23 protein-coding genes are annotated in these 26,397 nt (G+C 70.6%); 13 read left to right on the top strand and 10 right to left on the bottom strand.

Annotated elements, in window-relative coordinates; genetic code table 11:
* Positions 1-5 precede the first annotated feature (5 nt).
* On the bottom strand, positions 6-1,304 hold the full coding sequence (locus tag ACFVDP_RS28240) for a hypothetical protein (protein ID WP_383495394.1): 1,299 nt from the start codon (positions 1,302-1,304) through the stop codon (positions 6-8).
* Positions 1,305-1,626: 322 nt separating this feature from the next.
* Here ACFVDP_RS28240 and ACFVDP_RS28235 point away from each other — a divergent pair, with 322 nt between their 5' ends.
* The 6 genes from ACFVDP_RS28235 (at position 1,627) to ACFVDP_RS28210 (ending at position 9,661) form a co-directional block, all read left to right on the top strand.
* Complete coding sequence (locus tag ACFVDP_RS28235; RefSeq protein ID WP_383495391.1) at positions 1,627-3,996, top strand: SulP family inorganic anion transporter; 2,370 nt, start codon at positions 1,627-1,629, stop codon at positions 3,994-3,996.
* A 153-nt stretch (positions 3,997-4,149) separates the two neighbouring features.
* Positions 4,150-6,147: an acetate--CoA ligase gene (gene acs, locus ACFVDP_RS28230; protein WP_383495388.1), complete on the top strand. Its 1,998-nt coding sequence runs from the start codon at positions 4,150-4,152 to the stop codon at positions 6,145-6,147.
* A 200-nt stretch (positions 6,148-6,347) separates the two neighbouring features.
* Positions 6,348-7,781 (top strand): Na+/H+ antiporter NhaA, encoded by a 1,434-nt coding sequence (nhaA, locus tag ACFVDP_RS28225; RefSeq protein ID WP_383495385.1) that lies wholly within the window; start codon positions 6,348-6,350, stop codon positions 7,779-7,781.
* 54 nt (positions 7,782-7,835) lie between these two features.
* Entirely contained in the window at positions 7,836-8,345 is a 510-nt protein-coding gene (locus tag ACFVDP_RS28220; protein ID WP_383495382.1) for a phage holin family protein, read from the top strand.
* Positions 8,342-9,298 carry an alpha/beta fold hydrolase gene (locus tag ACFVDP_RS28215; RefSeq protein ID WP_383495378.1) on the top strand — a complete coding sequence of 319 codons (957 nt, stop codon included), beginning with the start codon at positions 8,342-8,344 and terminating at the stop codon, positions 9,296-9,298. The genes ACFVDP_RS28220 and ACFVDP_RS28215 overlap by 4 nt, the downstream gene beginning before the upstream one ends.
* A gap of 177 nt (positions 9,299-9,475) precedes the next feature.
* Positions 9,476-9,661, top strand: a complete 186-nt coding sequence (locus tag ACFVDP_RS28210; RefSeq protein ID WP_383495375.1) for a hypothetical protein — start codon at positions 9,476-9,478, stop codon at positions 9,659-9,661.
* 49 nt (positions 9,662-9,710) lie between these two features.
* On the opposite strand, the gene ACFVDP_RS28205 is transcribed toward ACFVDP_RS28210, so the two are convergent.
* The 3 genes from ACFVDP_RS28205 to nth all read right to left on the bottom strand — a co-directional run bounded on the left by ACFVDP_RS28205 (position 9,711) and on the right by nth (position 12,830).
* Entirely contained in the window at positions 9,711-10,910 is a 1,200-nt protein-coding gene (locus ACFVDP_RS28205; RefSeq protein WP_383495372.1) for a MarP family serine protease, read from the bottom strand.
* A gap of 91 nt (positions 10,911-11,001) precedes the next feature.
* The gene (locus ACFVDP_RS28200) at positions 11,002-11,718 is read right to left on the bottom strand and encodes an NUDIX hydrolase (protein WP_383495737.1); all 717 of its coding nucleotides are present in this window, start codon (positions 11,716-11,718) and stop codon (positions 11,002-11,004) included.
* A 107-nt stretch (positions 11,719-11,825) separates the two neighbouring features.
* Positions 11,826-12,830: an endonuclease III gene (gene nth, locus ACFVDP_RS28195; RefSeq protein ID WP_383495369.1), complete on the bottom strand. Its 1,005-nt coding sequence runs from the start codon at positions 12,828-12,830 to the stop codon at positions 11,826-11,828.
* A 369-nt stretch (positions 12,831-13,199) separates the two neighbouring features.
* Between nth and ACFVDP_RS28190 the strand changes: the two genes are divergently transcribed.
* The 3 genes from ACFVDP_RS28190 to ACFVDP_RS28180 all read left to right on the top strand — a co-directional run bounded on the left by ACFVDP_RS28190 (position 13,200) and on the right by ACFVDP_RS28180 (position 15,761).
* Positions 13,200-13,874 (top strand): Crp/Fnr family transcriptional regulator, encoded by a 675-nt coding sequence (locus ACFVDP_RS28190; protein WP_016642758.1) that lies wholly within the window; start codon positions 13,200-13,202, stop codon positions 13,872-13,874.
* 140 nt (positions 13,875-14,014) lie between these two features.
* Complete coding sequence (locus ACFVDP_RS28185; protein ID WP_383495366.1) at positions 14,015-14,827, top strand: nucleotidyltransferase domain-containing protein; 813 nt, start codon at positions 14,015-14,017, stop codon at positions 14,825-14,827.
* A gap of 46 nt (positions 14,828-14,873) precedes the next feature.
* Positions 14,874-15,761 carry a sigma-70 family RNA polymerase sigma factor gene (locus ACFVDP_RS28180; RefSeq protein ID WP_383495363.1) on the top strand — a complete coding sequence of 296 codons (888 nt, stop codon included), beginning with the start codon at positions 14,874-14,876 and terminating at the stop codon, positions 15,759-15,761.
* Positions 15,762-15,895: 134 nt separating this feature from the next.
* On the opposite strand, the gene ACFVDP_RS28175 is transcribed toward ACFVDP_RS28180, so the two are convergent.
* Entirely contained in the window at positions 15,896-17,377 is a 1,482-nt protein-coding gene (locus tag ACFVDP_RS28175) for a serine hydrolase domain-containing protein (RefSeq protein ID WP_383495360.1), read from the bottom strand.
* Between the two features lie 110 nt (positions 17,378-17,487).
* Between ACFVDP_RS28175 and ACFVDP_RS28170 the strand changes: the two genes are divergently transcribed.
* Positions 17,488-18,168: a TetR/AcrR family transcriptional regulator gene (locus ACFVDP_RS28170; protein ID WP_383495357.1), complete on the top strand. Its 681-nt coding sequence runs from the start codon at positions 17,488-17,490 to the stop codon at positions 18,166-18,168.
* Positions 18,169-18,255: 87 nt separating this feature from the next.
* Here ACFVDP_RS28170 and ACFVDP_RS28165 read toward each other — a convergent pair whose 3' ends face one another.
* The 4 genes from ACFVDP_RS28165 to ACFVDP_RS28150 all read right to left on the bottom strand — a co-directional run bounded on the left by ACFVDP_RS28165 (position 18,256) and on the right by ACFVDP_RS28150 (position 20,826).
* Positions 18,256-19,086, bottom strand: a complete 831-nt coding sequence (locus tag ACFVDP_RS28165; protein ID WP_383495354.1) for an MBL fold metallo-hydrolase — start codon at positions 19,084-19,086, stop codon at positions 18,256-18,258.
* A 3-nt stretch (positions 19,087-19,089) separates the two neighbouring features.
* Complete coding sequence (locus tag ACFVDP_RS28160; protein WP_383495351.1) at positions 19,090-19,956, bottom strand: NUDIX hydrolase; 867 nt, start codon at positions 19,954-19,956, stop codon at positions 19,090-19,092.
* Between the two features lie 235 nt (positions 19,957-20,191).
* Complete coding sequence (locus ACFVDP_RS28155; protein WP_383495349.1) at positions 20,192-20,665, bottom strand: RidA family protein; 474 nt, start codon at positions 20,663-20,665, stop codon at positions 20,192-20,194.
* Positions 20,662-20,826, bottom strand: a complete 165-nt coding sequence (locus tag ACFVDP_RS28150; RefSeq protein WP_383495346.1) for a DUF4177 domain-containing protein — start codon at positions 20,824-20,826, stop codon at positions 20,662-20,664. The genes ACFVDP_RS28155 and ACFVDP_RS28150 overlap by 4 nt, the downstream gene beginning before the upstream one ends.
* 85 nt (positions 20,827-20,911) lie before the next feature.
* Between ACFVDP_RS28150 and ACFVDP_RS28145 the strand changes: the two genes are divergently transcribed.
* Positions 20,912-21,871 carry an ArsA-related P-loop ATPase gene (locus ACFVDP_RS28145; protein ID WP_383495343.1) on the top strand — a complete coding sequence of 320 codons (960 nt, stop codon included), beginning with the start codon at positions 20,912-20,914 and terminating at the stop codon, positions 21,869-21,871.
* 11 nt (positions 21,872-21,882) lie between these two features.
* A complete protein-coding gene (locus tag ACFVDP_RS28140; RefSeq protein WP_383495340.1) occupies positions 21,883-23,166 on the top strand; it encodes an ArsA family ATPase in 1,284 nt (427 codons plus the stop codon).
* An 80-nt stretch (positions 23,167-23,246) separates the two neighbouring features.
* Here the strand turns inward: ACFVDP_RS28140 and ACFVDP_RS28135 are convergent, their stop codons facing one another.
* Entirely contained in the window at positions 23,247-23,591 is a 345-nt protein-coding gene (locus ACFVDP_RS28135) for a WhiB family transcriptional regulator (RefSeq protein WP_181512524.1), read from the bottom strand.
* A 460-nt stretch (positions 23,592-24,051) separates the two neighbouring features.
* On the opposite strand from ACFVDP_RS28135, the gene ACFVDP_RS28130 reads away from it, so the two are divergent.
* Complete coding sequence (locus ACFVDP_RS28130) at positions 24,052-26,319, top strand: transglycosylase domain-containing protein (RefSeq protein WP_383495336.1); 2,268 nt, start codon at positions 24,052-24,054, stop codon at positions 26,317-26,319.
* The last annotated feature ends 78 nt before the right edge of the window (positions 26,320-26,397 follow it).

Here is a 26,397-nt window from a genome sequence, read left to right as displayed (position 1 = left end):
GCGGGCTACTGCTTGGCGGCCGGTGCGCCCGGTACCCCCTTCGGGGCCGGGGCCGGTCCGCCGCCGCCCAGGAAGGCCGGCCAGCCCTGCTCGGGCGCCTTGCCGACCGGCAGCGTGGTGAGTTTGCGCAGGGTCTTGGTGTCCTGGGCGTCGAGCCAGTCGGCGAGCTGGTGGAAGGACACACAGCGCACGTCCGGCTTGTTGCAGACCTTCTCGACGGTCTGCTCGACGGCACGCATGTAGGTGCCGCCGTTCCAGGACTCGAAGTGGTTGCCGATGATCAGCGGAGCGCGGTTGCCCTGGTAGGCGCGATCGAAGCCCGCCAGCAGGCTGTCACGCATCTGGTTGCCCCAGTAGGCGTGCTTGGCGGGGTCGCCGTGCATGGTGCCGGACTGGTTCACGGCGAAGTTGTAGTCCATGGTCAGCTGCTCGTAGGAATGGCCGAGGAACGGCACGAGCTGCATGGACAGGTCCCACAGGCCGTCCTTCTTCTGCGGCCAGACCTGGTTGTTGACGCCGCTGGTGTCATAGCGGAAGCCCAGGTCGTGGGCGGCGCGCATGAAGTTCTTCTGGCCCTCCAGGCAGGGCGTGCGGGCGCCGATGAGTTCCTTGTCGTAGTCGAAGGGCAGCGGCGCCGCCTTCTTCAGGCCCGTGTTGGTCTTCCACGACTTCACGAACGACTTGGCCTGGGCGATCTCGCTCTTCCACTCGGGCACGGACCACTGGCCGACGCCGCCGTCCTTGCCGCAGAAGTGGCCGTTGAAGTGGGTGCCGATCTCGTTGCCCTCGAGCCAGGCGCCGCGGACCTGCTCCGCGGTGTCCTTGATTCCCTTGAGGTCGTTGAAGCCGATGTCGGAGCGGCCCGGCGAGTGCTGCGGCGCGTGGTACTCGCTCGCCTTGTCCTCCGGGAGCATGTACACGCCGCTGAGGAAGTACGTCATGGTCGCGTTGTTCTTCTTGGCGACCTTGCGGAAGTGCGAGAAGAGCTGCTGGCTGTCCTCGCCCGCGCCGTCCCAGGAGAAGACGACGAACTGGGGCGGTTTCTGCCCCGCCTTGAGGCGGTCGGCTCTTGGCAGGTGCGGCTGACGACCGGTGTACGCGGTCGAGCCGTCGCCGATGAGGCGGAGCACGCTGCCCGGAGCGCCCTTGTGGGGTGCGGCGGCCTTCTTCGGGCCCGGGGCGCCCTGGTGCTGCGGGGCGTCCGTGCCGCAGCCGGCGAGGGCCGCGGCGCAGGCGGCCGCGGCGGTGATGCCCGCGGCGAGCCGCAGGGACGGGCGGGGAGCGATCCTTCGGGTGGCGGCCATCTTCCGCCCACCTTCTTCCTGGGGTCGGCTGACAGGAGGTGAATGCGAGAAATGCCCGCTTCCGGCGGGCGGCGCCGTCACCGTCACACACAGGCCGCACGCGTTTTGTACGACAAGCCGACCAGAGTTTTTGTTCACTACTCAGAGTGAAGCCTTGCCCCATTTGCCCTTTTAATCCGGCCCAGTTCTTTACTCTGCATTACTGTTCATTTACCGAGCGTTGATATCGAACGTTGATTTTCATCCCGCCGCTGCACGCCGTGAACCACGGCCGCGCCCCACATTCCGCGACCGCGCTGCACCCCGGAGGAGACGGGAACACATGTCAGCCTGCGTACCCACCCGCGCCAGTGACTCCGAACGACCGGGCGAGCCGACAGACGCCGCCCACCCGGCCCACAGTCCACCGCCGGCGCCCCGCCGCCGCTTCCGTATCGCGGGCGCCGACCTCTCGGCGTCCATCGCGGTCTTCCTGATCGCCCTCCCGCTGTCCCTCGGCATCGCCCTGGCCACCGGCGCGCCCCTGGAATCGGGGCTGGTCGCCGCCGCCGTCGGCGGCATCGTCGCCGGTGTCCTGGGCGGCGCCCCGCTCCAGGTCAGCGGCCCCGCCGCGGGCCTGACCGTGGTCACCGCCGAGCTGATCCAGCGCTATGGCTGGCGGACCACCTGCGCCATCACCGTGATGGCCGGAGTCGCCCAGCTCGGGCTCGGCTGCCTGCGCGTGGCGCGTACGGCACTCGCCGTCAGCCCCGCCGTGGTGCACGGCATGCTCGCCGGTATCGGCATCACCATCGCCGTCGCCCAGGTCCACATCGTCCTCGGCGGCACCCCCCAGAGCTCCGTGCTCGCCAATCTGGGCGCTCTACCGGCGCAGTTGGCGAACCTGCAGCCCGCCGCCCTCGGCATCAGCGTCCTCACCATCGCCCTGCTGCTCGCCTGGCCGAAGATCCCGGGGCGCGTCGGGCGCGTCACCCGCAAGATCCCGGGCGCGCTCGTCGCCGTGACCGCCGCGAGCGTCACCGCCGCGCTGCTCGGACTGAGCCTGCCCGAGGTCGACCTGCCCTCCTGGAGCAGCCACGCGCTGGCCGGGCTGCCCGAGGGGCCCGTGCTCGGCATCGCCGCCGCCGTGCTGACCACCACCCTGGTGTGCAGCGTGCAGTCGCTGCTCGGCGCCGTCGCCGTGGACAAGATGGCCGCCGGGCGGCCCGATCTGCCCCCCGCGATGCGCCGTTCGAACCTGGACCGGGAGCTGCTCTCCCAGGGCGCGTCGAACATCGTCTCCGGTTCGCTCGGCGGGCTGCCCGTCGCGGGCGTCGCGGTGCGCTCCACCGCGAACATCAACGCGGGCGCCGTGAGCGGGAACTCCGCGGTGCTGCACGGCGTTTGGGTAGTAGCGGCCACCCTCCTCCTGGTCCCCGTCCTGGAGCTGATCCCGCTCGCCTCGCTCGCCGCGCTGGTGATGATGGTCGGCATCCAGATGGTGTCCCTGCACCACATCCGCACGGTCACCCGCCACCGTGAAGTGCTCGTCTACGTCGTGACCACCCTCGGCGTCGTCGTCTTCGGCGTGCTCGAAGGCGTCGGTCTCGGTGTCGCGGTCGCCGTCGGCGTCGCGATGCAGCGCCTCGCGCGCACCCGGATCACACGCGAGGAGGACGCCCGCGGTGTCCACCATGTGCGCGTACGCGGCCAGTTGACGTTCCTCGCCGTGCCGCGGCTGAGCCGCACCCTTCATCAGGTGCCCCAAGGGGCCAACTGCGTAGTGGAGTTGGACGGATCTTTCATGGACCACGCCGCGTACGAAGCCCTTCAGGGCTGGCAGAAGGCCCACATCACGCAGGGCGGCCAGGTCGAGGTGGCCGGGCGGGGCGGCGCGCGGATCGCCGAGCCCGCGAGCGCCTCGCACGCCTGCTGCCGCCCCTGGACACCCTGGCGCAACCACCACTGCGACGACCGGCCGCACACCCACACCCCTGATGCCGCCGCGCGGACGGAGCCGCCGCGCGGCGGGCATCACCTGGCGAGCGGCATCAGCGCGTTCCAGCGGAACACGGCGCCGCTGGTCCGCGGTGAGCTGGCCCGGCTCGCGCGGGAGGGACAGAAGCCCACGCAGCTCTTTCTGACCTGCGCCGACTCCCGGGTCGTCACCTCGATGATCACGTCCAGCGGCCCCGGCGACCTCTTCGTCGTGCGGAACGTGGGCAATCTGGTGCCGCTGCCGGGTGCCGAGAGCGCGGACGACTCGGTCGCCGCCGCCATCGAGTACGCCGTCGACGTCCTGAAGGTGCAGTCGATCACCGTGTGCGGGCACTCCGGATGCGGGGCCATGCAGGCGCTGTTGAGCAGCCCGCCGTCGGCCGCCGGGGCGCTCACCCCCCTCAAGCGGTGGCTGCGGCACGGGATCCCGAGCCTGGAGCGGATGTCGGACAAGGGGCTGCCCTGGGCGCGGCTCGCGGGCCGGGCGCCGGCCGACACGGTCGAGCAGCTCTGCCTGACCAATGTCGTCCAGCAGTTGGAGCATCTGCGGGCGCACGAGTCGGTCGCGCGCGCCCTGGACGAGGGCGCGCTCGAACTGCACGGGATGTACTTCCACGTCGGTGAGGCCCAGGCCTACCTGCTGGAAGAGCGCGATCCCGTCTTCGGCCAGGTCGAGGCAGCCGCCTACGAGGACAGCGGAGCGGCCCGGGCCTGAACCGGACCTTTTCCCTGTCCGTGGGATAAGTGAGAGCGTGTGGCTCCCGGCACCGCCGGGAGCCACACGCGTGCATCCGTACGATGCGCGGCCTACAGGTCTAAACCAATTTTCGGACACCCCTTGTCACCAGGGGTCGACGTCTGATGAGCTGTGGCCTGGGACACAACGGACACCTTGGGAAAGGCAGAAGCCGTGAGCAACGAGAGCCTGGCCAATCTTCTGAAAGAAGAGCGACGCTTCGCGCCGCCCGCTGACCTGGCGGCGAGCGCCAACGTCACGGCCGAGGCGTATGAGCAGGCCAAGGCTGACCGGCTGGGCTTCTGGGCCGAGCAGGCCCGCCGCCTCACCTGGGCCACCGAACCGACCGAGACCCTGGACTGGTCGAACCCGCCGTTCGCCAAGTGGTTCAAGGACGGCAAGCTCAACGTCGCGTACAACTGCGTCGACCGCCACGTCGAGGCGGGCAACGGCGACCGGGTCGCCATCCACTTCGAGGGCGAGCCCGGCGACAGCCGCGCGATCACCTACGCCGAACTGAAGGACGAGGTCAGCCGCGCCGCGAACGCGCTGACCGAGCTGGGCGTGCAGCAGGGCGACCGGGTCGCCGTCTACCTGCCGATGATTCCGGAAGCGGTCATCTCGATGCTCGCCTGCGCGCGCATCGGCGCCGCGCACTCCGTGGTCTTCGGCGGCTTCTCGGCCGACGCCATCGCCAAGCGCATCGAGGACGCCGACGCCAAGGTCGTCATCACCTCCGACGGCGGCTACCGGCGGGGCAAGCCCTCCGCCCTCAAGCCGGCCGTCGACGAGGCCCTGACGCGCGTATCGGTCGACAAGGTCCTGGTCGTGCAGCGCACCAAGCAGGACGTGGCCTGGACCGAGGGCCGCGACGTGTGGTGGCACGACGTCGTCGGAAGGCAGTCCGCGGAGCACACCCCCGAGGCGTTCGACGCCGAGCAGCCGCTCTTCATCCTCTACACGTCGGGCACGACGGGTAAGCCGAAGGGCATCCTGCACACCTCGGGCGGCTACCTCACGCAGGCCAGCTACACCCACCACGCCGTCTTCGACCTCAAGCCGGAGACCGACGTCTACTGGTGCACGGCCGACATCGGCTGGGTCACCGGCCACTCGTACATCACGTACGGCCCGCTCTCGAACGGCGCGACGCAGGTCATCTACGAGGGCACCCCGGACACCCCGCACCAGGGCAGGTTCTGGGAGATCGTGCAGAAGTACGGCGTCACGATCCTGTACACGGCGCCGACCGCGATCCGTACGTTCATGAAGTGGGGCGACGACATCCCCGCGAAGTTCGATCTCAGCAGCCTCCGTGTGCTGGGTTCCGTGGGCGAGCCGATCAACCCCGAGGCCTGGGTCTGGTACCGGAAGAACATCGGCGCCGACAAGTGCCCCATCGTGGACACCTGGTGGCAGACCGAGACCGGCGCGATGATGATCTCGCCGCTGCCGGGCGTCACCGAGACCAAGCCGGGATCCGCCCAGCGCGCGCTGCCCGGCATCTCCGCGACCGTCGTCGACGACGAGGCGAACGAGGTGCCGAACGGCGGGGGCGGCTACCTCGTCCTCACCGAGCCGTGGCCGTCGATGCTGCGCACCATCTGGGGCGACGACCAGCGGTTCATCGACACGTACTGGTCGCGCTTCGAGGGCAAGTACTTCGCCGGTGACGGCGCCAAGAAGGACGAGGACGGCGACATCTGGCTGCTGGGCCGCGTCGACGACGTGATGCTCGTGTCCGGGCACAACATCTCGACCACCGAGGTCGAATCCGCCCTCGTCTCCCACCCGGCCGTCGCCGAGGCCGCCGTCGTCGGCGCCAACGACGAGACGACCGGACAGGCGATCGTCGCCTTCGTGATCCTGCGCGGCACCGCGAACGCGGAGGACGAGTCCCTCGTCGCCGACCTGCGCAACCACGTCGGCGCCGTCCTCGGCCCGATCGCCAAGCCCAAGCGGGTCCTGCCGGTCGCCGAGCTGCCCAAGACGCGCTCCGGCAAGATCATGCGCCGTCTGCTGCGCGACGTCGCGGAGAACCGCGCGGTGGGTGACGTCACCACGCTCGCCGACTCCTCCGTGATGGACCTGATCCAGAACAAGCTGCCGGCGGCGCCCAGCGAGGACTGATCACCCACGAGCACGGACGAACGGGCACTCGGCGAACGCGCCGGGTGCCCGTTTCGTGCGTATGGTGATGATCACCAGGTAGCTCTCGCCTGCACCCGGTAGGGTGAAGAACGCGTCAAGAACGCGCCATGAAAGTCACAGGGTGTGCCGGGAAGTCTGGTCGGCGATGTCATCAGCCGTGCCCGACCGGAGGTCCCCTCGTGGCAGCGCCCCAAGAGCAGCCCCAGAAGCAGAGCAACAAGCGGAGCAAGAGCGAGCGCACCGTACTCGGCCGGATCTCCCTGCCCGAGCGGAACTTCATCGCCGAGGCGCTGCGCACCGAGACCGTCGGCGGCATCCTGCTCCTCGCGGCCGCCGTCGCGGCCCTGATCTGGGCGAACGTACCGGCGCTCAGCCACAGCTACCAGACCGTCAGCGACTTCCACCTGGGCCCGTCCGCGCTCGGGCTGCACCTCTCCATCGAGCACTGGGCGGCCGACGGACTCCTCGCGGTCTTCTTCTTCGTCGCCGGAATCGAACTCAAGCGTGAGCTGGTCGCGGGCGATCTGCGCGACCCGAAGGCGGCCGCGCTGCCCGTCGTCGCCGCCCTCTGCGGCATGGCGATGCCCGCGATCGTGTACACCGTCGTCGCCTCGACCGGCGGCGGCTCCCTGTCCGGCTGGGCCGTGCCCACCGCCACCGACATCGCCTTCGCGCTCGCCGTGCTCGCCGTCATCGGCACGTCGCTGCCGAGTTCCCTGCGCGCCTTCCTGCTCACCCTCGCCGTCGTCGACGACCTCTTCGCGATCCTGATCATCGCGGTGTTCTTCACGAGCGACATCAACTTCGCCGCGCTCGCGGGCGCCTTCGTCGGCCTCGCGGTCTTCTGGCTGCTCCTGCGCAAGCGGGTGCGCGGCTGGTACGTCTACGTGCCGCTCGCGCTGGTCATCTGGGGCCTGATGTACAACAGCGGCATCCACGCCACCATCGCCGGTGTCGCCATGGGCCTGATGCTGCGCTGCCACCGCGAAGAGCGGGAGGACCACTCCCCCGGCGAGCGCATCGAACACCTGGTCCGCCCGCTCTCGGCAGGTCTGGCGGTGCCGCTGTTCGCGCTGTTCAGCGCCGGTGTCGCGGTGTCGGGCGGCGCACTGGGAGAGGTGTTCACCCGGCCGGAGACGCTCGGTGTGGTGCTCGGTCTCGTCGTCGGCAAGGCCGTCGGCATCTTCGGCGGTACGTGGCTGACGGCCCGGTTCACCAAGGCGTCCCTGCCCGACGAGCTGGCCTGGGCGGACGTGTTCGCGGTCGCCTCGCTCGCCGGGATCGGCTTCACCGTGTCGCTGCTCATCGGCGAACTCGCCTTCACCGGCGACCCGCTGCTGACCGACGAGGTGAAGGCCGCCGTCCTCATGGGCTCGCTGATCGCGGCCGTGCTCAGCAGCGTGCTGCTGAAGATACGGAACGCCAAGTACCGCGCCCTGTGGGAGACCGAGGAGCGCGACGAGGACCAGGACGGCATCCCCGACATCTACGAACTCGACAACCCGGAGTACCACCTCCGAATGGCCGAGATCCACGAGAAGAAGGCCGCCGAGCATCGCAGGCTTGCCGAAACGGCGGCCGGGGCAGGCGACGAGGACGAGCGTCCGGCATGATCTGACAACGAGTCCGCACATACGGAGCACCGACAGAACAACAGGGAGTACGCGATGAGCGCACCCGACGGCAGCCCGGTCGGCGCCGAACGCAGCATCGGCCAGCTGTTCGCCTCGGCGACGACCGAGATGTCCGCACTGGTGCACGACGAGATCGCCCTGGCGAAGGCCCAGCTCAAGCAGGACGTGAAGCGCGGGGCGACCAGCGGCGGCATGTTCACCGTGGCCGTGGCCGTGCTGGTCTTCTCACTGCCCATGCTGAGCTTCGCCCTGGCGTACGGCATCAATGCCTGGACGGGCGGCTTCAACGGCAATGGCGGCTGGAACCTCGCCTGGTGCTTCCTGCTGTCCTTCAGCGCCAGCGTGGTCCTCGCGGTCCTGCTCAGCCTGATCGGCGTCGTCTTCGCCAAGAAGGCCAAGAAGGGCAAGGGCCCGCAGAAGGTCGCCGCCTCGTTCAAGGAGACGGCGGGCGTCCTTCAGCACGCCAAGCCGCACCCGCGCGAGGTGACGGCCGGCGACCGTGTCCCCGAGGCCATCGAGGCTGTGGCACGCTCGTCTTCATGACGGACCCCGCCACTCCTTCGGCCGCACAGCCGCCCGCTTCAGTAGTACGCCTGGACGTCCCCGGCGGGAGAGAGGTGCTCCACCGGGACGTGGCCGCCAACGGCGCGCGGTTCCACATCGCCGAGATGGGCGACGGGCCGCTGGTCCTGCTGCTGCACGGCTTCCCGCAGTTCTGGTGGGCGTGGCGGCACCAGCTCGTCGCGCTGGCCGACGCGGGGTTCCGGGCCGTCGCCATGGACCTGCGCGGAGTGGGCGGCAGCGACCGGACGCCGCGCGGCTACGACCCGGCAAACCTGGCGCTCGACATCACCGGTGTGGTGCGGTCGCTGGGCGAGCCGGACGCGGCGCTGGTGGGGCACGACCTCGGCGGCTATCTGGCCTGGACGGCGGCCGTGATGCGGCCCAAGCTGGTGCGCCGGCTCGCCGTGTCCTCGATGCCGCACCCGCGCCGCTGGCGCTCGGCGATGCTCGCGGACTACCGGCAGTCGCGTTCGGGTTCGTACGTCTGGGGCTTCCAGCGGCCGTGGCTGCCCGAGCGTCAGCTCGTCGCCGACGACGCGGAGTTGGTCGGCAAGCTCGTACGGGACTGGTCGGGGCCGCAGCAGCCCGACGACGAGACCGTGGAGACCTACCGGCGGGCCATGCTGATCCCGTCGACGGCCCACTGCTCGATCGAGCCGTACCGGTGGATGGTGCGCTCGCTGGCCCGGCCCGACGGCATTCAGTTCAACCGGCGCATGAAGCGGCCGGTGCGGGTGCCCACGCTGCATCTGCACGGCTCGCTCGATCCGGTGATGCGCACCCGGAGCGCGGCCGGATCGGGCGAGTACGTCGAAGCGCCGTACCGCTGGCGCCTGTTCGACGGTCTCGGGCACTTCCCCCACGAGGAAGACCCCGAGGCGTTCTCCAAGGAACTCGTGAACTGGCTGAAGGACCCCGAACCCGACCGGTAGAACGGTGAACGGGAGAACGTTCCACGATCGCTCGGTGACCGGTCGTGAGCGCTCGGTGAGTGCCCGGTATGCGGGCGGGAACATCTGTACTACGAACAGCCAAATGCCTGCCGCATACGCCAATTTGGGGACCGTGGGGGAGGTTACCGACCATGGGGCACGGGCACACGTCGAGGTATGGGCTGGACGCACGATTACAGTGACGCAGCACGCAACCGCCGCCCAGCGATGACGCTGGGCTCACCCCAGAGGGGAGCGCCGCAGGACGATCCTGCGCACGATCTCCAACTGGGCATTCCGCGTATCCTGCGGCGTCGGGCCCGCTGGGTGTCGGCGCGACTGCGGCACACCAGCCGGAGCTGAACTCCCCTGTTTCCCAGGGGACTTCGGGCAGTCCGGGCCTCCGGAGTGGTCAGAGCGCGCAGGCGTCCGTGTCGACCTGCTGGGCCGCCGTGCGGCCCCGGGTGATGTCGGCGCCGATCTCGTCGGCGGTCAGCGCGTAGCCCGTGTCGTCGTTGTCGAGGGACTTCGCGAAGACCACGCCGTAGACCTTGCCGTCCGGGGTCAGCAGCGGGCCGCCCGAGTTGCCCTGACGCACCGTCGCGTACAGCGAGTACACGTCGCGCTCGACCGTGCCCCGGTGGTAGATGTCCGGTCCGCTGGCGTCGATCCGGCCGCGCACGCGCGCGGGACGCACGTCGTACGAGCCGTTCTCCGGGAAGCCCGCGACGATCGCGCCGCCGCCGCGCTGTGCGTCGGTCCGCGCGAACTGGAGCGCGGGCGCCCTCAGTGACGGCACGTCCAGGACCGCGATGTCGCGCTTCCAGTCGTAGAGGACGACCTTCGCGTCGTACTTGACGCCCTCACCGCCTATCTGGACGGTCGGTTCGTCGACGCCGCCCACCACGTGCGCGTTCGTCATCACGCGGCGGTCGCCGAAGACGAAGCCGGTGCCCTCCACGACCTTGCCGCAACTGGGCGCCTGGCCCACGACCTTGACGATGGACCGCTGGGCGCGCGCGGCGACCGGGCTGCTCGCAAGGGCCGGGTCGGGCGGGCGGACCTCGGTGATCGGCTCGCTCGCGAACGGGCTGAAGACCTGGGGGAAACCGTTCTGCGCGAGGGCGGAGGAGAAATTGGCGAACCAGGTGTCCGCCTGCGTCGGCAGCGCGCGCGAGACCCCGAGCAGCACCTTGGAGCCGCGGACCTCCTTGCCGAGCGTCGGCAGCGTCGTCCCGGCGAGCGCGGAACCTATCAGCCACGCCACCAGCAGCATCGCCGCCACATTGACCAGGACGCCGCCCGTCGCGTCCAGCGCCCGGGCAGGCGACCACGTGATGTATCTGCGCAGCTTGTTACCCAAGTGCGTGGTGAAGGCCTGGCCCACCGAGGCGCAGACGATGACGACGACCACGGCGACGACCGTGGCGGTGGTCGAGACCGTCGCGTCATCGGTGAGCGCGGCCCAGAGCATGGGCAGCGCGTAGACCGCGACGAGACCGCCGCCCAGGAAGCCGATCACCGACAGGATGCCGACGACGAAGCCCTGGCGGTAGCCGACGACCGCGAACCACACGGCCGCGGCGAGCAGCAGGATGTCCAGCACGTTCACCGTCTACAGCCCCGCCCTCGTCACGCCCCGCCTCGTCACGCCTCGCCTCACATCGCAGTCACCGGCATCGCACAGCACGGCGACCACCCTGTCATGAGCGCCAGTCGAGTGGCACCGTGTTCTCCCGGTCCCACGGACGCTCCCAGCCCGCGTAGTGCAGCAGTCTGTCGATCACGCCCGCCGTGAACCCCCACACCAGCGCCGACTCCACGAGGAAGGCCGGGCCGCGGTGGCCGCTCGGGTGGACCGTCGTCGCCCGGTTGGCCGGGTCCGTGAGATCGGCCACGGGGACCGTGAAGACCCGGGCCGTCTCCGCCGGATCGACCGCCGCGACGGGGGTGGGCGTCCGCCACCATCCCAGTACGGGCGTGACGACGAATCCGCTCACCGGAATGTAGAGCTTGGGCAGCACGCCGAAGAGCTGCACGCCGTGCGGATCGAGGCCGGTCTCCTCCCAGGCCTCGCGCAGGGCGGCGCGCAGCGGGCCCTCGGTGCGCGGGTCGCCGTCCTCCGGGTCGAGGGCGCCGCCGGGGAACGAGGGCTGACCCGCATGGGATCTGAGCGAGCCCGAGCGCTCCATGAGCAGCAGCTCGGGGCCGCGCTCGCCCTCGCCGAACAGGATCAGCACCGCGGACTGCCGGCCCGCGCCGTCCTTCGGCGGGAGGAAGCGGCTGAGCTGCTCACCGCGGAGCGTGGCGGCGGTGTGGGCGACGGGGTCGAGCCAGGCGGGCAGGCCGTCGGTGCGCACGGTGACGTCCGGGCCGCCGCCGTCGCCCCCGCTGCCGGTGCTGCCAGTGCTGCCCGTCATCTCGCTGATCCCGCTGATCTCGCTCACGTGCTTCATCGCCGCCCCCGTAACTGTCGTGATGGGCCCAACGCCCGGCCTCCCCCTCTTCGTTCCGCCTTCGGCGTCCGTCACCCGGACGTGGCACCACCCAGCGGCGGGGCCGCGATGCCGCCCGCGTCCAGGTACCCCTGCGGCGGCTTGAGGCGCTGGCCCGGGAATCCGCCCTTCTCGTACTTGAGCAGCTTCTCCGCCTTCTCCGGGTCCGTCTCGCCCTCGCCGTACGCCGGGCAGAGCGGGGCGATCGGGCAGGCGCCGCAGGCCGGCTTGCGGGCGTGGCAGATACGGCGGCCGTGGAAGATCACGTTGTGACTGAGCTGGGTCCACTCGCTCTTCGGGAACAGCTCGCCGACGGCCTTCTCGACCTTGTCCGGGTCGGTCTCCTCGGTCCACTTCCAGCGGCGCACCAGCCGGCCGAAGTGGGTGTCGACCGTGATGCCGGGGCGCCCGAAAGCGTTCCCGAGCACGACGAACGCGGTTTTGCGGCCCACTCCGGGCAGCTTCACCAGGTCTTCGAGTCGGCCCGGGACCTCGCCGCCGAAGTCCTCCGAGAGGGCCTTGGCGAGGCCCATGATCGAGCGCGTCTTCGCCCGGAAGAACCCGGTCGGGCGGATCAGCTCCTCGACCTCCTCCGGGACGGCCGCCGCGAGGTCCTCCGGCGTCGGGTACTTCGCGAACAGGCCCGGCGTCGTCTGATTGACCCTCAGGTCGGTCGTCTGGGCCGACATCACCGTGGCGACCAGCAACTGGAAGGGGCTCTCGAAGTCCAGCTCGGGGTGGGCGTAGGGGTAGGTCTCCGCCAGCTCGCGGTTGATCCTGCGGGCGCGGCGCACCAGGGCGGTACGGGACTCCGGCTTGGCGGTGGCCTTCTTGGCAGGGGCCTTCTTGGCGGTGGCCTTCTTGGCGGGCGCCTTCTTAGCCGGTGCCTTCTTGGCGACGGCGTCCTTGACAGAGTCGGCCGTCTTGGCAGGAGCGGCCTTCTTGGCAGGGGCGGCCGTCTTCGTCGCCGCGGTCTGCTTGGGGGCGGCCTTCCTCGGCGGGGCCTTCTCGGCCACCGCTTTCTTCTTCGCGGGCATCGACTGTGCGGCCTTCCCCTGTGCGGAACCGGGCGGTGCGGCAACCGGAACGGCGCAGGCCACGGCCGCCGTACGGGCATGTTCGCCCACAGCGGAATCAGGGGCGGCCGACATCGCCTCAGCCCCCTCTGCCTGCGCTCTCACCGGCTTTTTGGACACCCGGCCAGCCTAAAGCCCGGCACCGACATCCGCCCCGGAGCCACTGGATCGGTCCCCGATTGGCCCCCTCCCCCTCGGGTTGTGACGCAGGTGCGGCAGACTTGTAGCCGAGTGACTGATCACACTGTTTGGACCGTCCGGCAAAATGGGCAGTCGGGAAAGGCTTTCCCGAGCGATTCCCACACTGCAGGCGACATAGGAGAGAAACTCGTGGACGACGTTCTGCGGCGCGCCCCGCTCTTCGCGGCGCTCGATGACGAGCAGGCCGCGGAGCTCCGCGCCTCCATGAGTGAGGTGACCCTCGCACGCGGCGACGCCCTGTTCCACGAGGGCGACCCCGGCGACCGTCTGTACGTGGTCACCGAGGGCAAGGTGAAGCTCCACCGCACCTCCCCCGACGGCCGCGAGAACATGCTGGCCGTGCTCGGCCCGGGTGAGCTGATCGGCGAGCTGTCGCTCTTCGACCCCGGACCGCGCACCGCGACCGCCAGCGCGCTGACCGAGGTGAAGCTGCTCGGCCTCGGCCACGGCGACCTCCAGCCCTGGCTGAACGCACGGCCGGAGGTGGCCGCCGCCCTGCTGCGCGCCGTCGCCCGGCGCCTGCGCAAGACGAACGACCAGATGTCCGACCTGGTCTTCTCCGACGTGCCGGGCCGCGTGGCCCGCGCGCTCCTCGACCTGTCGCGCCGCTTCGGCGTGCAGTCCGAGGAAGGCATCCACGTGGTGCACGACCTCACGCAGGAGGAGCTGGCCCAGCTCGTCGGCGCCTCCCGCGAGACCGTGAACAAGGCGCTGGCGGACTTCGCGGGCCGCGGCTGGCTGCGCCTGGAGGCGCGCGCCGTGATCCTGCTGGACGTCGAGCGCCTCGCGAAGCGTTCGCGCTGACCCCGGGCCCCTGATTCCAGGGGGCTCCAGGTCCCGGATTTCGCACGAGACGGGTCCCGCCACACCGCGTGGCGGGACCCGTCCGCGTAGAACCGCGGAAATGCCGTGCTCCGCGCACCTCTTCCCTGCACAGTTGCCCCATGGCCGATCCGAACCGCGGGCTCGACGCCCAGGGATACATCGCGCGCGAAGGCTCCCTGGGCCGCGTCCAGGAGCCCTTCCGCCCCGTCGTGGCCGCCGCCCGTGACCGGCTGCTCGACGTCTTCGGCGCGCGTCTGACGAGCGCGTACCTGTACGGGTCCGTGCCCCGCGGCACCGCGCGGCCCGGCCGCTCCGACCTCGACCTCCTGCTCGTGCTGCGCGCCGGGCCCACCGAGGCCGACCGGGCCGACGCGCGGACCCTCGACGCGGCGCTGGACAAGGAGTTCCCGCAGGTCGACGGCGTGAGCACGCTCGTGTACGACCGGGCGCGGCTGCTGAGCGAGGCCGAGACGTACGACATGGGGTGGTTCGTCGCCTGTCTGTGCACGCCGCTGCTCGGCGAGGACCTGGCCGAGGACCTCCCGCGCTACCGGCCCACCTCCCGGCTCGCCCGCGAGACCAACGGGAACCTGGCCGCGCTCCTGCCCCGCTGGCGCGAGCGGATCGCCCGGGCCGGCACCGCGGACGAGCGGCGCGCGCTCGAACGGCACATCGCGCGCGGCCTCGTGCGCACCGCCTTCACGCTCGTCATGCCGCGCTGGAACGGCTGGACCGGTGAGCTGGGCCCGATGGCCGAGGTGTTCGCGGAGTACTACCCGGAGCGGGCGCCGCAGGTGCGGGCCGCCGCGGCGGCCGGGTACGACCCCACCGGGGATCCCGGCGCCCTGCGCACGTACACCGAAGAGCTCGGGCCCTGGCTCGCGGACGAATACGCGCGCGTACACGGCACAAAGCACGGCACCGCGCATTAAGTGCGCAGCTAGACCAGCAGCAGGACCACAGGGGAGGAACCGCACGATGACCACACAGGCCGAACTGGCCACGCGCTTCGAGGCGGAGCGCGGGCGGCTGCGTTCCGTGGCGTACCGGATGCTCGGGTCGCTGAGCGAGGCGGAGGACGCGGTCCAGGAGGGCTGGCTGCGGCTGCAACGGGCCGACGCGGGCGAGGTGCACAACCTGGGCGGCTGGCTGACGACCGTCGTCGGGCGGATCTGCCTCGACATGCTGCGGGCCAGGACCACGCGCCGCGAGGAGCCGCTGGAGGACGGGGGCGCCGGTGAGTTCCGCTTGCCGGATCCGGTGGTCAGGCCCGCCGATCCGGTCCACGAGGCCGAGCTGGCCGACACCGTGGGGCTCGCGCTGCTGGTCGTGCTCGACACGCTGGCGCCCGCCGAGCGGCTGGCGTTCGTGCTGCACGACATGTTCGCGGTGCCGTTCGAGGACCTCGCGCCGATCGTGGAGCGCACGCCCGCGGCGACCCGGCAGCTGGCCAGCCGGGCCCGGCGCCGCGTGCAGGGCGCCACCGCACCGGCCGACACCGATCTGGCCCGCCAGCGCGAGGTCGTCGGCGCCTGGCTGTCCGCGACCCGCGCCGGCGACTTCGAGGCGCTGCTCGAACTCCTCGACCCGGACGTGCTGCTGCGGGTCGACCAAGGCCCCGGCACGGCGGCGCTGCTTGTGCGCGGCGCCCTGGCGGTGGCCGGTCAGGCGGCGCTGTACGGGCGGATGGCCCCGGACACGTTCGCGGCGTTCGTCGGCGACGGCGTGGGCATGGTGACGGCGCCAGGCGGCAAGGTCGCCAGCATCGGCTGGTTCACGTTCCGCGCGGGCAGGGTCGTGGGCGTCGACATCATCGTCGACCCCGAGCGGATCGCGACGCTCGGCATCGACTGGCCCGAGGCCTGACGGAGGCCCCGGCCGGCGGCCAAAAGCGGGCGGGCGGCACGAGGTCGGGTTCACACAGCCCCCTGGTGCCGCCCGTGGATGTCAGTGCCGCGGTCCGTACTCGTACCGCGGCGCTTCCGTGAGGCCGTGCCGGGTCAAGCGACCTTGGGGCCGCAGCGCATGCCGATGTAGACGCAGCGCGTGCCGTCGGGAAGGGTGGAGAAGACCACGGGCGTGTAGTCCGTGCTGAAGGCCGCTCCCACACCCGTGCCGGCGAACGCCGTCTCCGTGACCGGCAGCAGGTCGATCAGGAGAGGATCGGACAGGCCTTCCATGCCGTCGACGAACTCGTAGAGCGCGCATCCTGCGCCGTCCCTCTCCGTCACCGTGATGACCACGCCCTCGCGCCGGTACGTGCCGACAAGCGGCGCCCAGTCGACCGCGGGCGCGGGGACCGCCGGGGCGAACGGGTCGGGCACGGTCACCCCGGCCAGTTCACCGAGGAGTTCGCGGTAGAGCGCCGTGTACACCTCGCGCGCGCCGCCGCCGTTGGTGAGCAGTGCGACGGCGACGCCTGCGGACGGCACCACGCGCAGGTAGGAGTACTGGCCGATCGAGGCGCCGTCGTGACCGTAGCCACGGACACCGTTCCAGTCGTACAGGGTCCAGCCCAGGCCCCAACCGTCCGAACTGACGGTCCACTTGTCGGGGCATTCGATCACCTGACGCTGCATCGACTCGACCGTCTCCTGGGCGAGAATCCGCGTGCCGTCCTCGGACACGCCGCCCGTGAGGTGCATCCGGGCGAACCGGGCGAGGTCGCCCGCAGCGGCGATGACCCGGCCGTAGGGGCCTGCCGAGCGGGGCATCATGTCCCATTCCGGCGCCGGGTCGGGCTGCCGGCCCGGCGCGCCCAGGTGCCCCATCGCCGCGCGGAAGCGCAGTGCCTCCTCGGGCAGTGTCATCGTGCGGGTGAGGCCGAGCGGGGCCAGGAGCAGTTCCCTGAGGGCCTCGTCCCAGACTTTGCCGGTCACCACTTCGATGATCCTGCCGAGCACGTTGTAGCCGACACTGCTGTACGAGATCGCGCTGCCGGGAGGGCAGTCGAGCGCCACGTTCCTCGCGGCTTCGACGTACTTGGCGAGGCAGTCGTCGCCGCGCCCGCTGTCGTGGTTGAAGTCGCAGGTGAGACCGCCGGTGTGGCTGAGCAGCCGGCGGACCGTGATCTGGCCGGTGGCTTCGGGGTCGGCGACCGAGAACTCCGGCAGGATGTCCGTGACCGGTGCGTCCAGATCGATTCGGCCCGACTCGGAGAGCCGCATGACCAGCGTCGCCGTGTAGATCTTGGCGATCGAGCCCATCTGGAAGACCGAGTCGGTCGTCGCCGCGACGCCGGTGCCCCGGTGCAGGATGCCGCTCGCCAGTTCGTGGACGGTTCCGTCGATGAGGATGGCCAGAGACGCGCCCGGCACGTGGTGCTCGGCGATCAACTCGTCGAGGCGTGCCTGCCAGTGGTCGAGATCCAGCTTCCGTCCGCTCGATGCGCGGACCTCTCCGGCCCCGCCCGCGTTCCCGTTGCCCTGCTCGTCCCCGCTCGCCTTGTTCGACACGCCTGCCCCTTCTCCCGATGCGCACATCGTTCCGCCGTTGCGAACACTGTACGCATCAAAAAACACCGTTCGCAAGATGCGTACGGTGTGAGCTATCGTGGGGCCGACGCACTGATGCACCGATGAGGAGTGGACGGATGCCCGCCGACCCCCAACCGATCACTTCGGTGTGGACCCGTCCGCACCGCCCTCAGCGGGAGCAGCTGACACGTGAGCAGATCGTGGCCGCGACGTTGGAACTGTTGGACGCGGAGGGCGTCGAGGCGCTCAGCATGCGCAGGCTCGGCACCCGCCTGAACGCAGGTGCCGCCTCCCTCTATCGGCACGTGGCCAATCGGGACGAGCTGATCCAGCTGGCCGTGGACGAGGCGTTCGGTGAGCTCACCCCGTCGCCGACCGCGAACCGTGCGCAGTGGCGCGCGGCCGCGTCCCGCACCGCGTCCGATCTGCGGCAGATGGTTCTGCGCCATCCGTGGATCGGCCCGGAACTCGGCCAGGTAGGACTCCTCCACAGCGGCCCCCAGGCCATGCGGACGACATCGGGCCTGCTGGCGCAGTTCGAGGCGGCCGGTTTCCCTGAGGGCGAGCAGGACATGGCCGCAGGGGCGCTCATGTCCTACGTCATCGGGACCGCGATCGCGGAGGCCGCCTTTCTCTCGCTGATCGGCCCTAGCGGGGTCTCCGAGCAAGAGTGGGTGGCAGAGCACAGCCCGGACGCCGTGGAGTCCCCGGACCCGCGGCAGGTGCGCGAGGATCGCTTCCGGTACGGCCTCGACCGCGTCCTCGACGGCCTGGCCGCCCGCCTCGCACCGGCATAGAGGGGGACGCGGAGCCGGGGCTCAGGAACGGGAGCCAAGCCTGTCGCTCCCTGAGCCTCGACCTGCGCTTTCCGCCCCCGCTTCGCCCTAGATCAGTCCGTGTTCGCGCAGGTAGTCGAGCTGGGCCAGGACGGACAGCTCGGCCGCCGGCCACAGGGATCGGTCCACGTCCGCGTACACATGGGCGACGACCTCGGCGGCCGTCGCGTACCCGTCCTCGACGGCGGTCTCCACCTGGGCGAGCCGGTGGGCACGGTGCGCGAGGTAGAACTCGACGGCGCCCTGGGCGTCCTCCAGGACCGGCCCGTGCCCGGGCAGGACCGTGTGCACCCCGTCGTCGACGGCGAGCGAGCGCAGCCGGCGCAGGGTGTCGAGGTAGTCGCCGAGCCGGCCGTCCGGGTGCGCGACGACCGTCGTGCCCCGGCCCAGGATGGTGTCGCCGGTCAACACGGCCTGGTCGGCGGGGAGATGGAAGCTCAGCGAGTCGGCGGTGTGGCCGGGGGTGGGGACGACGCGCAGTTCCAGGCCGCCGGTCGTGACGACGTCACCGGCCGCCAGGCCCTCGTCGCCGAGGCGCAGCGCCGGGTCGAGGGCGCGCACCTTGGTCCCGGTCAGCTCGGCGAACCGGCCCGCCCCCTCGGCGTGGTCCGGGTGGCCGTGTGTGAGGAGGGTGAGCGCGATGCGGCGGCCGGCCCTCTCGGCGACGTCGATCACGTTCTTCAGGTGGCCGTCGTCGAGCGGGCCCGGGTCGATCACGACGGCGAGGTCGCTGTCCGGCTCGGCGAGGAGCCAGGTGTTGGTGCCGTCGAGGGTCATCGCGGACGCGTTGGGCGCGAGCACGTTGACGGCGCGGGCGGTGGCGGGGCCGGACTGGACCCCGCCGCGCGGCTGTCCGGGCAGGGCGGCGGCTTCGGTCATCGGTCAGTTGCTCCCGCCGGTCGGAATGTGCTTGGTGAACTCGTCGTGCCCCGGCCAGGACAGCACCAGCTCGCCCGCTTCCAGCCGGGCCTGTGCCAGTACGGGCGTCAGGTCGCGGCCCGCGGCGCCGGCCAGGGCGTCGTGGGCGGATCCGTACGCGGCCAGGGTGCGCAGGGTGGCGATGGTGGGCGGCATCATCGTCAACTCGCCCCGGTCGTACGCGGAGGCGGCCTGCCCGGGGCTGATCCACACGGTGCGGTCGGCCTCGGAGGAGTCGTCGCTGGTGCGCTGGCCCGCCGGGAGCGCGGCCGCGAAGAACCAGGTGTCGTAGCGGCGCGGCTCGAACTCGGGGGTGATCCAGCGGGCCCACGCGCCGAGCAGATCGGAGCGCAGCACGAGGCCGCGCTGCTGGAGGAACTCGGCGAAGGAGAGATCGCGGGCGATCAGTGCCTGCCGGTCGGCCTGCCACTGTTCGCCGGTGGTGTCGTCGACGACCGTGTCCGGGGTCGGGCCCGCGAGCAGTACGCCCGCCTCCTCGAACGTCTCGCGCACCGCGGCGCAGACGATCGCCTGGGCGTCCTTCTCGGGTACGCCGAGCCGCTCGGCCCACGTCTGCTGTGTCGGGCCCGCCCAGCGCACCTGGCGGTCGTCGTCGCGCGGGTCGACTCCGCCGCCGGGATAGGCGTAGGCGCCGGCCGCGAACGCCATCGACGTACGTCTGCGCAGCATGTGCACCTCGGGGCCGCCGGGGGCGTTTCTGAGCAGCATCACGGTGGCGGCGCGGCGCGGGGTCGCCGCCGTCAGGGTGCCGGCGGCGAGGGCGCGGATGCGGTCCGGCCACTCCGGGGGGTACCACTGGCCGTTGGACATGGCCGGAGGCTATCCCGAGTCGACGGGATGTTCGAGGGGTCGCTGCTCGTCCGCGGGCCGGTGGGGGCGGTCGCGCAGTTCCCCGCGCCCCTTTTCGGGTTGTCGGTCGGCTGACGGCCGGTGGCCGCTTCTCGCGCAGTTCCCCGCGCCCCTGAAAGGCCTGCGGCCTTCAGGGGCGCGGGGAACTGCGCGGCCAGCCACGACGAGCGTCGCGCTCGGACACGGCGGAAAGGGGCTATGCCTCCGGAGTCAGCTCCACCTGGATCTCCACCTCGACCGGCGAGTCCAGCGGGAGCACGGCGACGCCGACGGCGCTGCGGGCGTGCACGCCCTTGTCGCCCAGGACCTCGCCGAGCAGCTCGCTTGCGCCGTTGATGACACCGGGCTGGCCGGTGAAGTCGGCGGCGGAGGCGACGAAGCCGACGACCTTCACGACGCGCTCGATGCGGTCCAGGTCACCGGCGACGGACTTCACGGCGGCCAGCGCGTTCAGCGCGCAGACGCGGGACAGCTCCTTGGCCTCCTCGGCGGTGACCTCGGCGCCGACCTTGCCGGTCAGCGTCAGCTTGCCGTCGACCATCGGAAGCTGGCCCGCCGTGTACACGTACACACCGGACCGCACGGCCGGCTGATACGCGGCGACCGGCGGCACGACGGGCGGCAGGGTGAGGCCCAGCTCGGCGAGCCGCGCCTCCACCGCGCCGCTCACGCGCTCTTCTCCCGCTTCAGGTACGCCACCAGTTGCTCGGGGTTGTTCGGCCCGGGCACGACCTGGACGAGCTCCCAGCCGTCCTCGCCCCAGGTGTCCAGGATCTGCTTCGTCGCGTGCACCAGCAGCGGCACAGTCGCGTACTCCCACTTCGTAGCCATGGGGCCGACTCTAACCGCCGAAGTCATGTGCGTCGTTCCTGAGGCTGCTGCGTGATCGGGCCGCGTTCTGGTTACGCTCGAATACGTGAGCAGGCTCCAGGTCGTCAGCGGCAAGGGCGGTACCGGAAAGACCACGGTCGCCGCCGCACTCGCGCTCGCCCTCGCGACCGAGGGCAAGCGCACTCTCCTGGTGGAGGTGGAGGGCAGGCAGGGCATCGCGCAGCTCTTTGAGACGGAAGCGCTCCCCTACGAGGAGCGGAAGATCGCCGTCGCGCCCGGCGGCGGGGAGGTGTACGCGCTCGCCATCGATCCGGAACTGGCGCTGCTGGACTACCTCCAGATGTTCTACAAGCTGGGCGGCGCGGGCCGCGCCCTGAAGAAGCTGGGCGCGATCGACTTCGCGACGACCGTCGCGCCGGGACTCAGGGACGTACTCCTGACCGGCAAGGCGTGCGAGGCCGTGCGGCGCAAGGACAAGCAGGGCCGGTACGCGTACGACTACATCGTGATGGACGCCCCGCCCACGGGGCGCATCACCCGCTTCCTGAACGTGAACGACGAGGTCGCCGGGCTGGCCCGGATGGGCCCGATACACAATCAGGCCCAGGCGGTCATGCGGGTCATCAAGTCGCCGCAGACCGCGGTGCACCTGGTGACCCTCCTGGAGGAGATGCCGGTGCAGGAGACCCTCGACGGGGTCGCCGAACTGCGCGCCGCGCACCTCCCCGTGGGACGGATCATGGTGAACATGGTGCGACCCGCGCTCCTGGGGGAACCCGCACTGGCGCTGACCCGTTCACCGTCCGTCGCGCCGGAGGTCACCGGGGCCCTGACGGCGGCCGGGCTCAGCGGCGCGAAGCGGCTCGTGGGGCCGCTGCTCGCGCAGGCGGAGGAGTACGCGGAGCGGTACGTCCTGGAGCGCGCCCAGCGCGAGCTGCTCACCGGGGCGGAGCTGCCGCTGCACGAACTTCCGCTGCTCACCGAGGGGTTGGACCTCGCGGGCCTGTACACGCTCGCCGAGGAACTGCGACGGCAAGGGATCTGAGGACCGCTTCGATGACGCTGAACCCTGAAGGCGCGCTCGACATCGACCCGCTGCTCGACGACCCGGCCACCCGCATCGTGGTCTGCTGCGGCTCGGGCGGGGTCGGCAAGACCACGACCGCCGCGGCGCTCGGCCTGCGCGCCGCCGAGCGCGGCCGCAAGGTCGTGGTGCTGACCATCGACCCGGCCCGGCGCCTCGCCCAGTCCATGGGCATCGACTCCCTCGACAACGTGCCGCGCCGGGTGAAGGGCGTCGAGGCGACCGGTGACGCGGCCGGCGGCGAGCTGCACGCCATGATGCTCGACATGAAGCGCACCTTCGACGAGATCGTCGAGGCGCACGCGGACGGCGAGCGGGCCGAGGCGATCCTGAACAACCCCTTCTACCAGTCGCTCTCGGCGGGCTTCGCGGGCACGCAGGAGTACATGGCGATGGAGAAGCTGGGCCAGCTCAGGGCCCGGGACACCTGGGACCTGATCATCGTCGACACCCCGCCGTCGCGCTCGGCGCTCGACTTCCTGGACGCGCCCAAGCGGCTCGGCTCGTTCCTCGACGGCAAGCTGATCCGCGTACTGATGGCCCCCGCGAAGGTCGGCGGACGGGCCGGGATGAAGTTCCTGAACGTCGGGATGTCGATGATGACGGGCGCGCTCGGCAAGCTCCTCGGCGGGCAGCTGCTGCGTGACGTACAGACGTTCGTGGCCGCGATGGACACCATGTTCGGCGGATTCCGTACCCGCGCGGACGCCACGTACAAGCTCCTCCAGGCGCCCGGGACCGCCTTTCTCGTCGTGGCCGCGCCCGAGCGGGACGCGCTGCGCGAGGCCGCGTACTTCGTGGAACGCCTGGCCGCGGAGCGGATGCCGCTCGCCGGGCTCGTGCTGAACCGGGTGCACGGCAGCGGCGCCGACCGGCTGTCCGCCGAGCGCGCGCTGGCCGCCGCGGAAAATCTTGACGAACGCCGCATTGTGGATCAGACGCCCGGGAAGGAAGAGGTGCGTACTCCTTCCGAGCCCGCTTCCGAGTCGGATACCGCGTCAGGCTCCCCCGCCGCAGCGGAGACTCCCGCACACCCGAGCACCGAGCAACTGACCGCAGGGCTCCTGCGGTTGCACGCGGAGCGGATGCGGCTCGTCGCGCGCGAACAGCGCACGCGTGACCGCTTCACCGCGCTCCACCCGGAGGTCGCCGTGGCCGAGATCGCGGCGCTGCCGGGCGATGTGCACGACCTGGCAGGCCTCAGGGACATCGGAGACCGGCTCGCGGCCGGTGGCACTCCGGCCGGAGCTGAATGAGCCGTACGCGCCCGCACGTCGGCCGTGCGGTCGCGGACCGGAGCCGGTCAGGGCTCCGGTACGAAAGGGTGCGGCGCCGTCTACCCGACGGCGGCGAACCTCTCGTACGTCTCGTCGTTGTCGAGCTCCGCGGGCAGCAGGCCCGCACTGCGCTCGTACTCCGTACGCGCCGTCTCCAGCAGACGGCGCCATGAGGTGACGGTCGGACGCCTGCGCAACAGTGCGCGGCGCTCCCGCTCCGTCATGCCACCCCACACGCCGAACTCGACGCGATTGTCCAGAGCGTCCGCCAGGCACTCGGTCCGCACGGGACATCCCGTGCACACCGCCTTCGCCCGGTTCTGCGCTGCTCCTTGTACGAACAGTTCATCCGGATCGGTAGTGCGGCAGGCCGCCTGCGCACTCCAGTCGACTACCCAGCCCATACCGGCGCCGTCCTCTCCCGAATCGAGGCTCCCCCACGGCGGCAGCGGCATATTCACCGCCGCCAGTTGAGGACGTTACGGAAGGTGGGCACAGCGCAACACCCCCTTCGGGCCCAATCTTGAATGGCCCGAACGGACTATGCGTAAGCGGCAGATCACCCGACGGAGTGACCGGGAGACATGCGTAACAACCCCGGCAAATCTGGACAGTTCACTTGCGCCACAACGGGCGCCGGGTGACACACGAGGCGGTTTCGGACACCTTCCAGGCCCTGCGCGAAGGGTCGCGGGAGGCACAGGAATGACTACAAGAGGCACGTCAGAGGTATTGAGGAAGTGCCGGGAACGTTTCGGGGCCGTCCCACGTCTTGATACGAGACCGCACTGCTGTGACAGTTGAGTGCAGCTTAGGCCAAGGCATATACGCCTGTCCGGAGAATCAGAACGTAGGCTGCCCTGCATGGGAAAGAAGCGCTCGGCCGGTGACGGCGGCGGTATGTCGCCGGCCCAACAGGCCGCCAAGTTCCTCGGTGTCAGCGTCCTCGCGGGTGCCGTGCTCGCCGGAATCGCGCTGCCCGCCGCGGGCGCGCTCGGGCTGGCCGCCAAGGGCTCGGTCGAGGAATTCGACGACACTCCGGCCGCTCTGAAGCAGCCTCCGCTCAGTCAGCGCACCACGATCCTGGACAGCCAGGGCGGAAAGATCGCGACGGTCTACGACCGCGACCGCACCGTGGTGAAGCTCGACGAGATCTCTCCGTACATGCAGAAGGCGATCGTCGCGATCGAGGACTCGCGCTTCTACGAGCACGGGGCCGTCGACCCGAAGGGCATCCTGCGCGCCATCAACGCGAACGCGCAGGGCGGTGGCGTCGCCCAGGGCGCCTCGACCCTCACCCAGCAGTACGTGAAGAACGTCTTCATGGAGGAGGCGGGCGACGACCCGACGAAGCTGGCGCAGGCCACCCAGCAGACGATCGGGCGCAAGATCCGCGAGCTGAAGTACGCGATCCAGATCGAGAAGGACCTCGGCAAGAAGCGGATCCTCACCAACTACCTGAACATCACCTACTTCGGTGAGCAGGCGTACGGCGTCGAGGCCGCCTCCCAGCGCTACTTCTCCAAGTCGGCCAAGGAGCTGAACGTCCAGGAGTCGGCGCTCCTCGCGGGCATCGTGCAGTCCCCGAGCCGCTACGACCCGGTCAACGACGAGGCCGAGGCGAAGAAGCGGCGCAACATCGTGCTGCAGCGCATGGCCGACGTCCACGACATCTCGCAGGCGGAGGCCGACAAGGCCAAGCAGACGGCCCTCGGTCTGAAGGTCAGCAAGCCGCAGAACGGCTGCATCACCGCGGTCAAGGGCGCGGCCTTCTTCTGCGACTACGTCGAGCAGGTCGTGAAGAACGACCCGGCCTTCGGCAAGACGAAGGAGGTGCGCGCCAAGCTCTGGAGCCGCGGCGGTCTGACCGTCAGGACGACGCTCGACCCGCAGGCCCAGCAGTCGGTCCAGGCCTCCATCAAGAGCAACGTGTACCAGACGGACTCGGTGGCCTCGGCGGTCACGCTCGTCGAGCCGGGCAGCGGCAAGATCCTCGGCATGGGGCAGTCGAAGCCGTACGGCTACGGCAAGAACGAGACGTCGATCAACTACTCGGTGAACTCGGCGTACCACGGCTCCAACTACGGCTTCCCGACCGGTTCGACGTTCAAGCCGTTCCTGGCGGCGGCCGCGCTGGAGAACGGCACGCCGATCACGCAGCAGTTCCCGGCGCCGTACCAGATGCCGTACCCGAGCACCGTGCAGACGTGCAGCGGCAAGCCGTGGACCAACGACGGCGGCTACAAGCTGGAGAACGAGAACGAGTCGGAGTCCGGCCCCTATCGCCTCAAGGAGGCGATGGAGAAGTCCATCAACACGTACTTCGTGGAGATGCTCGCCGACACCGGCATGTGCCCGGTCGTGAAGATGACGAACAAGCTGGGCGTGGTCCAGGGCAACGGCACCAAGGTGCCCGAGGTGCCCTCGTCGATGACCCTCGGTTCGACGGGCCTCTCGCCGCTGACGATGGCCTCCGCGTACGCCGCGTTCGCCAACGAGGGCACGTACTGCACCCCGGTCGCCATCGAGTCGATCACCGACGCCAACGGCAAGTCGCTGGCCGTCCCGAAGTCGAAGTGCTCGCGCGCCATGTCGACGCAGACCGCGGACAAGATCAATACGCTGCTCAGCGGAGTGACCGACTCCGGTACGGGCCAGCAGGCCGGCCTCTCCGACCGGGACAACGCCGGTAAGACGGGTACGACGGACGCCCGGAAGAACGCCTGGTTCGTCGGCTACACGCCGAACCTGTCGGGCGCCGTGTGGGTCGGCAGCGCCTCGCAGGGCGTCGAGATGACGAACATCACCATCGGCGGCCGCTACCACGACAAGGTCTACGGCGCCGACACGCCCGGCCCGATCTGGCGGGCGGCCATGACCGGCGCCCTGTCGGGCAAGGACGCGCCGGGCTTCACCATGGTCGACATCCCCGACCCGGACAAGGGCAAGGGCAAGGACAAGGACAAGGGGCGGGACCAGGGCGGCCAGGACGACGGCAAGCCCGGTGCCGGCGGTGGCGGCGGTGGCGACACCGGAGGCACCGGCGACACGGGCGACACCGGTCTCCCCGACGGGCTGTTCCAGGGACAGGGGAACGGCGGGAACGGGAACGGCGGCGGCTGGGGCCGTTAGCCGGCCCCCGGGCCACAGCAAAAAGAGGGGCGCCCCCGCGGGGGCGCCCCTCTTTCGTTCTTCTTGCGGCGGCTCGGG

The organism is Streptomyces sp. NPDC057694 (assembly GCF_042799415.1).
Lineage (GTDB): Bacteria > Actinomycetota > Actinomycetes > Streptomycetales > Streptomycetaceae > Streptomyces.
Note: the sequence above shows the minus strand (reverse complement) of the source record. Positions and strands in the feature narration are given on the sequence as shown.

Excerpts from the sequence above, each read along its gene's own strand:
- ACFVDP_RS28170 (WP_383495357.1), top strand. The coding sequence starts at position 17,488 with ATGCCCGCCGACCCCCAACCGATCACTTCGGTGTGGACCCGTCCGCAC.
- ACFVDP_RS28175 (WP_383495360.1), bottom strand. The coding sequence starts at position 17,377 with ATGTGCGCATCGGGAGAAGGGGCAGGCGTGTCGAACAAGGCGAGCGGG.
- ACFVDP_RS28160 (WP_383495351.1), bottom strand. The coding sequence starts at position 19,956 with ATGTCCAACGGCCAGTGGTACCCCCCGGAGTGGCCGGACCGCATCCGC.
- ACFVDP_RS28130 (WP_383495336.1), top strand. The coding sequence starts at position 24,052 with ATGGGAAAGAAGCGCTCGGCCGGTGACGGCGGCGGTATGTCGCCGGCC.
- ACFVDP_RS28235 (WP_383495391.1), top strand. The coding sequence starts at position 1,627 with ATGTCAGCCTGCGTACCCACCCGCGCCAGTGACTCCGAACGACCGGGC.
- ACFVDP_RS28165 (WP_383495354.1), bottom strand. The coding sequence starts at position 19,086 with ATGACCGAAGCCGCCGCCCTGCCCGGACAGCCGCGCGGCGGGGTCCAG.
- ACFVDP_RS28200 (WP_383495737.1), bottom strand. The coding sequence starts at position 11,718 with ATGACGGGCAGCACTGGCAGCACCGGCAGCGGGGGCGACGGCGGCGGC.
- ACFVDP_RS28180 (WP_383495363.1), top strand. The coding sequence starts at position 14,874 with ATGACCACACAGGCCGAACTGGCCACGCGCTTCGAGGCGGAGCGCGGG.
- ACFVDP_RS28240 (WP_383495394.1), bottom strand. The coding sequence starts at position 1,304 with ATGGCCGCCACCCGAAGGATCGCTCCCCGCCCGTCCCTGCGGCTCGCC.
- ACFVDP_RS28140 (WP_383495340.1), top strand. The coding sequence starts at position 21,883 with ATGACGCTGAACCCTGAAGGCGCGCTCGACATCGACCCGCTGCTCGAC.
- ACFVDP_RS28215 (WP_383495378.1), top strand. The coding sequence starts at position 8,342 with ATGACGGACCCCGCCACTCCTTCGGCCGCACAGCCGCCCGCTTCAGTA.
- ACFVDP_RS28150 (WP_383495346.1), bottom strand. The coding sequence starts at position 20,826 with ATGGCTACGAAGTGGGAGTACGCGACTGTGCCGCTGCTGGTGCACGCG.
- nth (WP_383495369.1), bottom strand. The coding sequence starts at position 12,830 with ATGCCCGCGAAGAAGAAAGCGGTGGCCGAGAAGGCCCCGCCGAGGAAG.
- ACFVDP_RS28220 (WP_383495382.1), top strand. The coding sequence starts at position 7,836 with ATGAGCGCACCCGACGGCAGCCCGGTCGGCGCCGAACGCAGCATCGGC.
- ACFVDP_RS28135 (WP_181512524.1), bottom strand. The coding sequence starts at position 23,591 with ATGGGCTGGGTAGTCGACTGGAGTGCGCAGGCGGCCTGCCGCACTACC.
- ACFVDP_RS28185 (WP_383495366.1), top strand. The coding sequence starts at position 14,015 with ATGGCCGATCCGAACCGCGGGCTCGACGCCCAGGGATACATCGCGCGC.
- ACFVDP_RS28210 (WP_383495375.1), top strand. The coding sequence starts at position 9,476 with ATGGGCTGGACGCACGATTACAGTGACGCAGCACGCAACCGCCGCCCA.